The 11,957-nt window shown below is 35.9% G+C and carries 13 protein-coding genes; 4 read left to right on the forward strand and 9 right to left on the reverse strand.

The window, feature by feature from the left end; translation table 11 throughout:
- Positions 1 to 116 precede the first annotated feature (116 nt).
- Positions 117 to 320: a hypothetical protein gene (locus CVS92_RS03990; RefSeq protein WP_107788586.1), complete on the forward strand. Its 204-nt coding sequence runs from the start codon at positions 117 to 119 to the stop codon at positions 318 to 320.
- On the forward strand, positions 257 to 1,240 hold the full coding sequence (locus CVS92_RS03995) for a TIR domain-containing protein (RefSeq protein ID WP_107788587.1): 984 nt from the start codon (positions 257 to 259) through the stop codon (positions 1,238 to 1,240). Before CVS92_RS03990 ends, CVS92_RS03995 begins: the two co-directional genes overlap by 64 nt.
- A gap of 239 nt (positions 1,241 to 1,479) precedes the next feature.
- Here the strand turns inward: CVS92_RS03995 and CVS92_RS04000 are convergent, their stop codons facing one another.
- The 9 genes from CVS92_RS04000 to CVS92_RS04040 all read right to left on the reverse strand — a co-directional run bounded on the left by CVS92_RS04000 (position 1,480) and on the right by CVS92_RS04040 (position 8,919).
- Positions 1,480 to 2,025, reverse strand: coding sequence for a hypothetical protein (locus CVS92_RS04000; RefSeq protein WP_087585424.1), 546 nt, complete (start codon positions 2,023 to 2,025; stop codon positions 1,480 to 1,482).
- A gap of 111 nt (positions 2,026 to 2,136) precedes the next feature.
- Positions 2,137 to 3,243 (reverse strand): NnrS family protein, encoded by a 1,107-nt coding sequence (locus tag CVS92_RS04005; protein ID WP_107788613.1) that lies wholly within the window; start codon positions 3,241 to 3,243, stop codon positions 2,137 to 2,139.
- Positions 3,236 to 3,925: an ABC transporter ATP-binding protein gene (locus CVS92_RS04010; protein WP_107788612.1), complete on the reverse strand. Its 690-nt coding sequence runs from the start codon at positions 3,923 to 3,925 to the stop codon at positions 3,236 to 3,238. Before CVS92_RS04010 ends, CVS92_RS04005 begins: the two co-directional genes overlap by 8 nt.
- A complete protein-coding gene (locus tag CVS92_RS04015; RefSeq protein ID WP_054196111.1) occupies positions 3,925 to 4,722 on the reverse strand; it encodes an ABC transporter permease in 798 nt (265 codons plus the stop codon). The genes CVS92_RS04010 and CVS92_RS04015 overlap by 1 nt, the downstream gene beginning before the upstream one ends.
- Positions 4,719 to 5,684: an ABC transporter substrate-binding protein gene (locus CVS92_RS04020; protein WP_107788588.1), complete on the reverse strand. Its 966-nt coding sequence runs from the start codon at positions 5,682 to 5,684 to the stop codon at positions 4,719 to 4,721. Before CVS92_RS04020 ends, CVS92_RS04015 begins: the two co-directional genes overlap by 4 nt.
- Positions 5,685 to 5,695: 11 nt before the next feature.
- Positions 5,696 to 7,549, reverse strand: coding sequence for a TonB-dependent receptor domain-containing protein (locus CVS92_RS04025; protein WP_107788589.1), 1,854 nt, complete (start codon positions 7,547 to 7,549; stop codon positions 5,696 to 5,698).
- A gap of 239 nt (positions 7,550 to 7,788) precedes the next feature.
- Positions 7,789 to 8,250 (reverse strand): molybdate transport repressor, encoded by a 462-nt coding sequence (locus CVS92_RS04030; protein ID WP_107788590.1) that lies wholly within the window; start codon positions 8,248 to 8,250, stop codon positions 7,789 to 7,791.
- 11 nt (positions 8,251 to 8,261) lie between these two features.
- Entirely contained in the window at positions 8,262 to 8,696 is a 435-nt protein-coding gene (locus CVS92_RS04035) for a molybdopterin synthase catalytic subunit (RefSeq protein ID WP_072593913.1), read from the reverse strand.
- A 1-nt stretch (position 8,697) separates the two neighbouring features.
- Positions 8,698 to 8,919, reverse strand: coding sequence for a MoaD/ThiS family protein (locus CVS92_RS04040; protein ID WP_087578320.1), 222 nt, complete (start codon positions 8,917 to 8,919; stop codon positions 8,698 to 8,700).
- Positions 8,920 to 9,002: 83 nt separating this feature from the next.
- On the opposite strand from CVS92_RS04040, the gene nspC reads away from it, so the two are divergent.
- Positions 9,003 to 10,142, forward strand: a complete 1,140-nt coding sequence (gene nspC / locus CVS92_RS04045) for a carboxynorspermidine decarboxylase (protein ID WP_107788591.1) — start codon at positions 9,003 to 9,005, stop codon at positions 10,140 to 10,142.
- A gap of 777 nt (positions 10,143 to 10,919) precedes the next feature.
- Positions 10,920 to 11,867, forward strand: a complete 948-nt coding sequence (locus CVS92_RS04055; protein WP_021090567.1) for a formate dehydrogenase subunit gamma — start codon at positions 10,920 to 10,922, stop codon at positions 11,865 to 11,867.
- Positions 11,868 to 11,957: the final 90 nt, after the last annotated feature.

Raw genomic sequence — 11,957 nt, forward strand, 5'->3', positions numbered from 1 at the left:
GTTGTTATTTAATATAGCCTATAGGGGTAGGAAGTCCTGTCGAAAATAATAATCTAAAGCCAAATCTTAACAAAATACGTAATTCCTCACCGTGTAAATTTTTTAAAGGAAGGATTGTGAAACAAAATAAAATATACGAGTATGATGTCGCACTCTCATTTGCTGGAGAAAATAGAGAGTATGTAGAAGAGGTTGCTATTTTTCTTAAAAACTTTGGTGTAAAAGTATTTTATGATGATTTTAAACAAGATGAAATTTGGGGAAAAATTTATTTGAATACCTTCAAGATATCTATCAAAATAAGGCTAAATACACAATAGTTTTTATTTCCGAGCAATATAAAAATAAAAAGTGGACCAGGCATGAGTATCGATCTGTTCAAGTAAGAGCACTAAACGAAATAGAACAAGAATACATACTTCCTGTTAAATTTGATAATACAGAATTACCTGGTCTTAATGAAAATTTGGCATATATAAGCGCCAAAAACAAAACACCAAAAGAGATAGCGGATTTTTTTATTAAGAAAATTGGATTAATTTTTAATCAAAGATGGTGGGGCAAATGGGAGCGAAATAGTATTGTGCTTAGTAATACAGGTTCTTTGCTTATAAAAGACGTAAAACAAAATGGTTTTATTTTTGATTTAACGGTTCAAAATGGAGCATATTTGGGTATATTGAAAAATGAATATGCCAAATTTATATCAAAAAATGAAGCTGTATTTGAAGAAGATGAAAGTAAAATTAAATTTGTGAAAATAAAAGATGGAATTCAAATAGAGCCGATAAACTGTCAAAATTTGTGTGGCAGAGGTGCATATTTCGATGGTACTTATGAATTTCAAAAGGATATTTTTACATTTTATGATGACATCATAGATGATTTTGTTTTATCAAAAATATATACACTAATCACTAAAGATGAAAAACATGGTTTAGAAAATTATAGTCCAGAATCCAAATGGGACGATTTTTTAAAATGCTTCGGCTATGACATGCCTAGCGATAATCTTGACAGTTTCAAAGCAACTATAATTGAAACATATGCTCCAGGATTTTATAGTGAATATGCTGCAATTTTAATGGTGGATGACAATAAAGAAATTTGGGGTGCTTTTTCTGATGTAGATAAAATATATTACTTTACAACAGAACAAAGATATAAAAATAAAATTCCAAAAACCATAGAAAATTGGGCAAGTCGTTTCAAGACAACCGATATGATTTATTTGGATTAAGATAGGTTATATTATTAAAATATGTTTTTTGTCTTTAGCATGAACGGCACCATTGCCTCTTGCTCAAACGCAGCCACTCTTAATCAAGCCCCACAAGAGATGAAAGGCAGAGCCACGGTACTCACTGAATCGCTTTGATACGGAAGTGGCATCGTTTCATCGGCTATACTCGCTCTTTTTTGATTAACGACGCCACTTATCATGGTAGCTGTGCTAGCTGGCTGCGTATCTTAACAAATCTATTTTATCACCGCTTCAAAGCCAACATCTACATCTGGATAGCTCTTTCCGCCGTGAAATGGTTTGGCGGCAGCGGCAAATTTATCAAAGCTCTCATTTAGCTTCAAATCATTTACAAGATCAACCGAAAATTTTGCCATTAGCTTGCCATTTTGCACTTCATATTTTGTTTTAAAAATTTTTGAATTGCCATTTATACTAAGCTCAACATCCATTTCTCCAGCTTTATCATCGCCATTTACTGCTACGATCTTGCCATCTACTGCCTTGCCATCGAAAATAATGCCAATCCTTTTATCGCGGTCAGGTAGCTTTGTGTCGATATCTTTTGGCTCAAGCTTAAATTCAAAGCTCTTTAAAAAATCAGCAAAATTTGCATTTTCTTGACTTTTAAAATTTATCGTTTTAAAAGTACCTGGTACGGCTGTTTTATTTGCCAGCTTGTAACCAGTAAATGTTACCTTTGGTTCACCTTCTACGCTAAATGCAAGAGCTGAAACTGCAAAAAATGAAGCTGCTAAAGCAACAGAAGTAAGTTTGTTCATAAAGAATCCTTTTTATAATATTGATAATAAATATCGCAAATTATATACCCACTTACTTCAAAAAAGACTTAAAAACTCTTTTTAATTAATGAATAAATTTTTAATATCTTTTTACTCTGGATCATCACTAAAATCGTTATCTCTAAAGATCACATAAAAATTTATGAGCCAAAAAACAAAAGCGATTACTATGAGCATTGCGGGCAAATGAATGTAAAAGCCACTCCAAAAATAAGCTAAAATTCCTCTACTAACGCCAGCTAAAAGAACTAAAATAAAAGCAATTCTACTAAGGCGTAAAAACTCAAGTTCTTGTCCACTATGACGAAGTCCTGCGACATTAAATATAAGCATCACGCTAAAAATTACTGCATTTATCGCTATTAGATGCATAAAATTTGTTTCAAGATGGAGCCCAAAAATACCGCTAAAGCCGATTCCCAAAAATCCAAGCGCTAAAAATAGTTGCATAAAATAGTATAAAAGCACAAAACTATGCCTAAAAAGCTCTTTATAGTGCCATTCTTTAAGCTTTGCAAGTACCGCACTTCCGCAAGCTATCGCAGCATAATAGACACCTAAGCTTTCCTCAAAAAATATATTTAAAAGCAAAAAAGCGCAAACGCAGCAGATAGCGATATTTTTATAGATAAAATTTGGCACAAAAACAGCTTCATCCATGCCTTTTTCTCTTTTTAACGCTTCTTTTCCAAGTACGACACTAACGCGGTATGAGATGAGTAAGATAGCGATCACGTGGATAAAAACTTGTAAATTTAAAAATTTTTCGTTGCCGCTTATTAGATAATAAATTTCAAAGCCTAAAATGCCAAATAAAAAGCCAAGTACGCCAAATTGATCATCGTTTTTATCTCGCCAGATCATATAAAGGCAAAGCAAAACCAAGTATAGCCAAAAAAGAGCGATAAAGCAGTGTGCTAAAAATAGGCTAAAAAATGCCAAGATAAAGCTTATAAAAAAGAGTGAAAATAATATATAAGCATGTATTTTTAGAGATGCTTGAAAATTTGTCCAATCAGTTAGTCCAGTTAGCAAAAATCCAGCATAAGCAAGCGCTAAAAAAAGTTGCAAAAATATAAATTTATGCAAGCTCACAAAATCAGTTGGAGTAAAAAACACACTAGCGCCAAGCACCGCACAGGCGGCACTCATTAAGAAAAATATCCTCATAGGATGAGTAAAAAAGTTATTAATCATAATAAATTTGCCCTTTGAAATTTTCATCTATCATCTTGCTAATAAACGTAAAATCGCGCTCTTTGAAATCTTTGTCTATTTCAAGTTCTCTTTGTATGACTGCACCTTTACTTGATAGGAAATAAATTCTATTTGACATCTTTACAGCTTCCATTCTATCGTGCGTGACAAGAATCACACTCATACCTTCGCTCACTCTTTGGCCAATAATCTCAATTAAAATTTCTTTCATATCATAATCAAGCCCAGAAAAAGGCTCATCCATCAAAAGCAGATCAGGCTTTGTCACGACTGCTCTTACGAAAGCGACTCTTTGCCTCATACCGCCACTTAGCTCGCTTGGGTATTTTAAAGTGTCCTTTTGGCTTAATCCAACCTTTTTAAAAAGCTCTAAAACAGCGTTAATGTCTGGTTTATCCATAACTAAAAGTACATTTTCAAGAGCATTTTTCCATGTAAGCAGGCGATTTTCTTGAAAAAAGTATGTAGTCTTTTTAAAGTTATTAAAAATTTTTCCTTTTCTAGGCTCATTTAGTCCGCTAATAAGCCGAAGTATCGTTGTCTTGCCACATCCAGATGGTCCAAAAAGCGTCACCACTTCGCCACTTTTTACATTTAGGCTAAAATTTCTTACGACCTTATCTCTTAAAATTTCATACTCTACATTTTTAAGCTCAAGCATCATCTTCTCCAAGGCATCAAAGCTATTTTTAGTGGCTCGATGATGAGGTATTCAAAAAGCATGATAAGAGTGATGCTTAAAAGAACATATGCCATTACCTCGGTTGTTTCAAGCATCGCTCTTGCATTTGCTATCTTTGCCCCCATGCCGTTATTTGCACCCAGTAGCTCAGCCATTATGACTATCTTTACACCCATTGCGACAGCTACGCTAATAGAGCTTATTATGTAGCTCGTAAGATGCGGGATGTAAAGGTGTCTTATCTTTTTTAAAATTCCTAGATTATAAGCGTCAAACATCTCTTTTAGCTCCTCATCTACACTGCTCATAGCAACTGCCGAGCTTGCAAAAGTAAGCGGCAAAACGGTTATAAAGATAGTAAAAACGGTGCTAAAATTTCCAAATCCAAACCAAAAAATGGCAAGCACTATCCAGATAATTGGTGGCATCGATAAAAGCAAGGTAATAACAGGCTTTAAAAAGGCTGCAAAACTTTTAAAACTACCCGCTATTAGCCCTAAAAATATACCAAAAAATGTTGCCGAGCAAACTCCGATCAGTGATCTGCAAAGCGTTATGTTTATTTCGCTGTTTTTATAATCTTTTAAAATTTCACAGGCTTTTAAAAATACATCTTTTGGTGGCGGAAGTAGGAGTGGGGAGCTAAACTCGCTTCCCACTTGCCAAATGGCTAAGATCAAAAAAACTACGGCAAATCCGCTAAATCCGCCCCAAAAATAGTCAATTATTTTTAAAAAGCTTGAGCGATCTTTTTTGATGCCATCGATTAGTATCATAAAAATAGACCTTTATCTGGCATCTTGCCACCTAGAAATTTTGGATTAAACTGATAAATTTCTTCAAAAAACGCCATGATCTCATTTTGTAGTTCATTTGCTTTTGTCACTGTTAGATTTGCCTTATCAAAAGCATTTGCAAGTGCTACTTCTGGAGCTGGCAAGTAGCTTGAGCCGATCTTTGCCGCACTTTGCTTGTTTTCAAGTATCCATGAAAGTGCATTTTTAAGGTCATTATGAAGCGTATCAAATAGACTTAAGTTTTTCTCGTAAAAGCCTCTTTCTACGATAATGCCAGCCATTGGGATTATCGGTTTTGTACCAAAGCTCTCGCCCCAAATTTTTGGAAAATCAACTGAGTAATGCACGCTAACGCCTGCTTTTTTACCGCGCAAAATAGTCGCTTCGCCAAGAGGTTGTGGAACTATTAAAATGTCAAAATCTTTTTGTAAAAATAAAAGCAAAGCCTCAGGTGGTGTTGCTGTATAGGTGATGTCTATCTTGCTAACGTCTATGCCTCTTTTTTTGCAAAGCGCTCTTAGGACAAGATCAGGCATATCGCCTCGAAATGGCATGATGAGCTTTTTGCCTACAAAATCCTCTAAATTTTTGATCTTTTCATCCTTAACCATAGCGTTCATAACGCCAAGGGTTAGTAAATTTAACATCGCAAAATCAAGCCCTTGATTTCTTAAATTTGCAGCGACATTTGATGGTGACATCGTGACTTTAATATCCCCACTAGCTACGCCTGCACGAAGCTGATCTGGTGTTTTCCAGATGTTTAGGCTTACATCGTAAGTTTTGTTTAACTCACCTTGCAGCGCAGCAACTGCCATGATAACGCTTGGGATCGCTGGCGCGCCCCACATAGTAAAGCTCTCTTTTGCAAATAAATTTGGTGCAAATGCGCTAACGCCTAAAGCTGTGCTAAGTCCTAAAAATTTTCTTCTATCTAACATCTTTTTCTCCTTTAAAAACTGCTGTGGAAACTAATGAAAAATGTCCTGCCAGGGGCATGAACAACTACTGGATCAAGTGCTGCTACGTGATCGCCACTGATAAATTCTGCATAATCTTTGTCAAATAAATTTGCTACGCCAAATCTTATGCCAACTTTATTTTTAAACTCTATGCCACCATAAAGATCAAGCAAACCAAATCCTTTTGCGGCCTCTTTTTTGTCGATACCTAGACCATTTTGCTTGCTAAAATCGCCCCTAGTTTGCTTTGAAACTAGTCTTAGTGCAGTGCCTAGGTTGTAGCTACCAAAGCTTGCATAGTCTTTGTAGTCAAATGCGAAATTTGCCTCAAAAGGCCTTATTTGATAAAGCGGCCTGCCATCGGTTTTGTTTTGTCCGTAGTTGTAGTAAAGTGAGCTTTTTAAGCCAAAGTGCCTTGCAAAGCTATACTCTGTATTGAAATTTACACTATAAAGCGTTGCATCAACGTTTCTTGAGATGACGGCATTTTTGTTTAGTTGCATCGTAGCTTTTGAGTGGCGTCTATCAAAAATAATCAAATTTTTAACGCTATCAGCGATGAAATGTCCTCCAAAGCTAAATGCATCTTTGTTTTGAAGCGAGTTTAGGTATTCTTTGTAAAACTGGCTGCCAAATTTAAAGCCAAGAACCGCTCTGTTGTGTCTTTCTGGCTCTAAATTCGGATTTGCTATCCAGCCTTTATCGTCTGGACCATAAAGTGCATTGAAACGCTCCATATTGCTTGGCAAGCGAGATAAGCTCTCAAGTTTTGCAAAGTAGCTATCCTTGTCATTTGGTGTAAATTTATATTTTAAGCTTGCACTAAAAGCGTCTTTTTTGATCTTGTCACTTACATCCTCGCCGTAAATTTGACGAATTAATTTGCGAGTAGTATTAGGTGCGATCGGATTTGGCACGAAAAATTTAGTGTCGATGCCATTTAATTTACTTCTTTGCTCTTCATATTTTAAGGCAAGGGAGGCTTCGTTTGCTTCATTAAATTTATAAGCAAGTGTATCAAAGAGCATAAATTTATCATTTCTAACATCAGCAAATCTGTATCCGTTAAATACCCAAGTAGAGCCACGTTTTAGGTATCTTTTGCCATCATGTTTATCTTTTTCAAAGTCAGCGCCTATTTGATTGTGAAAGCTTGAAAAATCAACATCATACTTTAAATTTGCCTCAAATATATTCCTTTTTAAATCCACTTTCACATTTGGAGTGGCATCTCTTAGATGAAAATTATCAGCTTTTCGCTCAACCTTTTTTAGGATAAGTTCAAAATTTAACGTATTTGAAAGATCTTCTTCGCCTAAGCGAATATTTAGTTTGCCAACTTTTCTGGTTGTTTTAAAGGCGTCCATCGCGTGCTCTGGCTGCTTGTCTTTGTCGATATTATCCCTTAAAAACGTAAGTCTAAGCTCACTAAGATCATTTGGCACGAAGCCTAAGATAGCGCTTTGGCCTTGCCTATTGTAGCCATAGTCCCATCTTTTGCCACTTCCATCTTTATAATTATTTGCTTTGGTGAAATTTGCATTTAAAATGGTATAAAAATTTGCGCCGCGATATTTAAAAAGCGATGAGTTGTAAAAGCTTTTGCCATACATTCCAGCCGAAATATGAAACATATCAGCTGAGTTATCAAGCAAATTTGTAACAAATGGATATTCGCTTCTTTGAGTGCGGTCAAATTGATTTTCCACAAAGGCGCTTTGTGCAACGTTTGGCGTGATGACTGGCGGCGGAGCAAATTCTCTAATAGGCTTTATAATGTCTAAATTTGCTTCATTTGCTAGAAGCAGTGATGAAAGAACTGCTAGGCTTAAAATGGGCCTCATGTAAACTCCTTTTAAAGATATAATTATGATTTTTTTTATCAGAATTATAGTAGTAAAAGCCTTTATAAAAGTTGATGTAAGTCATCTTTTAAATTTTTAATCCACATTTATGAGCTTATTGTAGATAAAATGCTTAATTTTATTTTTGTAAGAGTAGCTAAATGGTGTAAATTTAATGTGAAAAATGTATAAAATTTTGATAATTGTTATATAAAATTTTAAATCGTAGGTCGATTTAATTAGGCTCTAAAATTATTAAGCCTATCTCTTAGCTCTTTTGAAATGGTAAATTTTGAGAGTTCATATTTATCAAAAATGATGATCAAATCATCACCAAGTGGTTGCACTAACCCAAAGCAAGCATCTCTATCAAGACGGTTTTTCTTAAATTTTACGCTTAAAGTTTCCACTTTTTTCTTATCGCCAAAGCTTTTAATGGCGATTTCGTCGATATCCTTAAAGTAAAATTTTATGCTTTTTGAGCCTTTTGTGATGATAAATCCATCATCTTCAATACGTAAAAAGTTGTTTTGAAAAATTTTTCTAACACAAAAGAACACTGAGAGAGCACCAATGATGATGCCAAAGAGAGACACTGCACCAAGAGCTAGATAAAAGTAGCCAACGATGCTAAAGGCAAAAAGTCCAAGCCCAAAGGCTAGTGCCCAAAAAACATCTTTTTTACTCTCTTTTGTTATCATCATTTTTCCTTTTAAGCTAAAATTCCAGCACCATTTATCGCTTGGCTGCGCTCTTTTGCATAAATTCTCTCGCCATTTATCACGTCATATTTCCAGATCGGCGCATTTGCCTTAAAGTCCTCGACAAACTCGTTTATAAGCCTTAGCGCGACCTTTCTTTGAGGACTCACAACGCCTGCAACATAAGAGCTCGTATGCACGGCTACATCGCCTTTTGAGTGAGCAAAGAGTACGTAGGCATTTTCTTTTTTGGCTCGCTCCTGCCAAGCATCTAGCCATTTTTTAAGTATTGGCTCATAGATATCAAAGCTAAGCGCCGAAATACCACCTTCTTCTCTTACGATTCCAACAAAAGTGATGAGCGCACCGCAGTTTTTATCCTTAAAGCGTTCATACCACTCGTTTGTGATGCTTTGAACATCCAAACTTCCATTATAAATTTGCATCTTAGCCCCCACAAACTGGTGGCAAAATAGAAATTTTATCGCCTGATTTAAGAGCAAAATTTATATCGCTTACGATCTCATCATTTACAGCCACAGCACAGATATTTAGCCATTTTTTAAGCTCTTCTTTCTGGCTTAAAGCTGCTTTTACCTCGCCTAAATTTTTTGCCTCTACTTTTATATTTTCAAGCCCGATAGGCCCAAGAAATTCGATCTCTATCACGTTTTATCCTTTGAGATTTTTGCTGATTTTACTTAAAAATAAATTTAGATATACTTATTTAAAAATTTAAAAAGCGAGCAAAAATGAACGAAATTTTAAAGAGCATAAAAACCCCAGCCTACGTTTGTGAAGAGGCAAAAGTATGTAAAAATTTAGAGCTTTTAAAATATGTCAAAGAGCAAAGCGGAGCTAAAATTTTAGTCGCACTTAAGGGCTTTGCATTTAGTGGAGTGATGGATATGGTTGGCTCTTATCTTGATGGTGCGACTTGCAGTGGGCTTCATGAGGCAAAATTTGCAAGTGAATACGTAAAAGGCGAGATCCACACGTATAGCCCAGCCTTTAAAGATGAGGATTTTGATAAAATTTTAAAAATTTCAAAGCACATTACATTTAACTCTTTTGCTCAGTGGCAAAAATTTAAGAGTATTGCCCTGCAAAATGGCATCATATGTGGCCTACGCATAAATCCAGAGGTCTCGCTAGCACCGACTGACAGCTACAATCCATGCGGTAAGTTTAGCAGGCTTGGCATCACGAGAGTAAATTTTAAACCTGAGCTTCTTGATGGCATCACTGGGCTTCATTTTCATGCGCTTTGCGAGGAGAGTGCGAGTAGCTTGCAGACCGTGCTAGAGGCGTTTGAGGAGAAATTTGGCGAGTTTATCCCAAAGATGAAATGGATAAATATGGGCGGCGGCCACCACATCACGAGGGCTGATTACGACGTGGAGCTGCTTATAAAGATAGTTAAGCGCTTTCGCGAAAAATACGGCGTGGAGGTCTATCTGGAGCCAGGCGAAGCGGTGGGCTGGCAGACTGGCTTTTTGATGAGCAGTGTGCTTGACATCGTTCATAACGAGAAAGATATCGCCATCCTTGACACCTCAGCCGAGGCGCACATGCCAGATACCGTGCTCATGCCTTACCGCCCAGCTGTTAGAGGCGAGAGTAAAAATGGCAAATTTGCTTATAGATTTGGTGGCAATACCTGCCTAGCTGGCGATATAGTGGGGCTTGAAGCGGGCGATGCGGAGTATAAATTTGATAGCGAGCTACAAATCGGCGATCAAGTCATCTTTGAAGATCAAATCCACTATACTATCGTGAAAAATACGACATTTAACGGCATAAAACTGCCTGATTTAGTGCTTTTAAAAGAAAATGGCGAGATAAAGATGATCCGTGAATTTGGATACGAAGAGTATAGACGCAGAAACTAATCACTAGTGTTTTGGCAGCTAAATACTAAAAGTTCATTTGTATGTATATCTATAAAAATTTTATAGATTAATACCCATAAATTTTGGCAAGTTTATCTATCTTTGCACTCTTTTGTCAGTTGTATTCGGTTTCATTTGCGATACTTTGAGCTAATTCTTTAGCGAAATGATTACTTATAAAGCCAAGAGTCATATCCATACTGGCAGCCACGCCTGAAGCCGTGTAAAATTTATCATCTTTTGCCTAGTTGGCATGCTCTTGTTACTCTACTGCCTCGCCTTATCCTTTCATCGACCCAAGTGATCTTTTATTTGAGGTAGCCTTTAAGCCGTCAAGCACTCCAGTACGAGCTAGCAAGGCTGAGCCAGTGCAGAGACTAAGGCAAAAATTTGAAGCCAGAATATACTTTTTAAGATACGATATAAACTCGTTGCCATTAGATCAAGCGCCTCATAATCATCAAAAAAGAAGACAAAATAGATTCATTGCTCTGCTTTTTGGATAGAAATTTTAAAAATCTTTGGTGTTCTCGTTTAAATTTTAAAAGCAAAATCTGAAATAATTTTTAACTATAAAATAGGATGAATTTAGATTTAATATTCTTATAAAAATTAACAAAGCTTAAATATTTTTTATAAATTTTTTAGTAATCTTTTTTGCTAAGGTTTGCTTGTGATTAGCTCTGATATAATAGCGACCAAAATAGCGTAGCTATGCGATTTAACGTATTTAACCAATACTTAAATTGTTTAAGCTCAAACTCATAAAGGACTACAATGACGAGAATTCTTACTCTGCTTTTTACATTATTTGTAACAGCAATGGCAACTCAAGGACCAACTGGCGTCAATCAATATAATAGTGCCATTTGGGCGGCTGAAAGGATAGAAAATATCAAGCCATACGAACAAGGTTTGGGACCGATATTTACTTTTATCCAAGGTAATGATTATTTTGCAATAGCAGCACTTTCTATCATTTTGGCTGTTATTGGAGCATTTGCATTACACTTTTTAATCATTGGACCAAAACATTTTAGTCATGATGGTAAAAAGGTATTTGCCTTTTCATTGATCATACGTATAGCTCATGGTTTGGCGGCGATCTCATGGATCATTTTAGTGCCAACTGGTATCATCATTATGTGGGGTGCAGAGCTTGGCGGTGGAACATTTGTGCGTTTCTGTAGATACTTGCACGATACAGCAACTGTGATCTTTGCTGTTTCTGTGCTTCCTATGTTATTTACCTGGACAAAGAGAATGCTTCCAGCAATTTATGATATCAGATGGATGATGATAGTTGGTGGCTATTTATCAAAGAAAAAGAGACCTGTTCCGGCTGGTAAATTTAATGCTGGTCAAAAAGCATGGTACTGGATCGCTATCCCTGGTGGTATCGTTATGATAATTACTGGCGCGATTATGTATTTTACGGACTTCAAAGAGCCAGCAGTTGCTTCTTGGTTTGGTCTTACACAAATTGATCTTTTAAGATACAGCGTAATTATCCATAATTGCCTTGGCATCGCATGTGCTGTGTTTTTCTTAGTTCATATTTATATGGCAGCTATTGCTATTCATGGTGCTATTTGGTCGATGATTACTGGATATAAAGAGGAAGAAGAAGTTTATGTTCTTCATCACTACTGGTATCAAGAGCTCGTTAGAGAGAATAAAATTCCAGTATCTGATTATGAAAAGTCTTATACAAATTTAAAATAATTAACTTTACTTTGACCTTGCTAGTAGCGAGGTCAAAGCTCTCTTTTATCTCAAATTTATACATTAAAATTTTTAAAATAATTAATATTT

It is taken from the genome of Campylobacter concisus, from assembly GCF_003048555.1.
Taxonomy (GTDB): domain Bacteria; phylum Campylobacterota; class Campylobacteria; order Campylobacterales; family Campylobacteraceae; genus Campylobacter_A; species Campylobacter_A concisus_AO.

Coding starts and splice junctions, on each gene's coding strand:
- CVS92_RS04000 (WP_087585424.1), bottom strand. CDS start 2,025: ATGAACAAACTTACTTCTGTTGCTTTAGCAGCTTCATTTTTTGCAGTT.
- CVS92_RS04005 (WP_107788613.1), bottom strand. CDS start 3,243: ATGATTAATAACTTTTTTACTCATCCTATGAGGATATTTTTCTTAATG.
- CVS92_RS04010 (WP_107788612.1), bottom strand. CDS start 3,925: ATGCTTGAGCTTAAAAATGTAGAGTATGAAATTTTAAGAGATAAGGTC.
- CVS92_RS04015 (WP_054196111.1), bottom strand. CDS start 4,722: ATGATACTAATCGATGGCATCAAAAAAGATCGCTCAAGCTTTTTAAAA.
- CVS92_RS04020 (WP_107788588.1), bottom strand. CDS start 5,684: ATGTTAGATAGAAGAAAATTTTTAGGACTTAGCACAGCTTTAGGCGTT.
- CVS92_RS04025 (WP_107788589.1), bottom strand. CDS start 7,549: ATGAGGCCCATTTTAAGCCTAGCAGTTCTTTCATCACTGCTTCTAGCA.
- CVS92_RS04030 (WP_107788590.1), bottom strand. CDS start 8,250: ATGATAACAAAAGAGAGTAAAAAAGATGTTTTTTGGGCACTAGCCTTT.
- CVS92_RS04035 (WP_072593913.1), bottom strand. CDS start 8,696: ATGCAAATTTATAATGGAAGTTTGGATGTTCAAAGCATCACAAACGAG.
- nspC (WP_107788591.1), top strand. CDS start 9,003: ATGAACGAAATTTTAAAGAGCATAAAAACCCCAGCCTACGTTTGTGAA.
- CVS92_RS04055 (WP_021090567.1), top strand. CDS start 10,920: ATGACGAGAATTCTTACTCTGCTTTTTACATTATTTGTAACAGCAATG.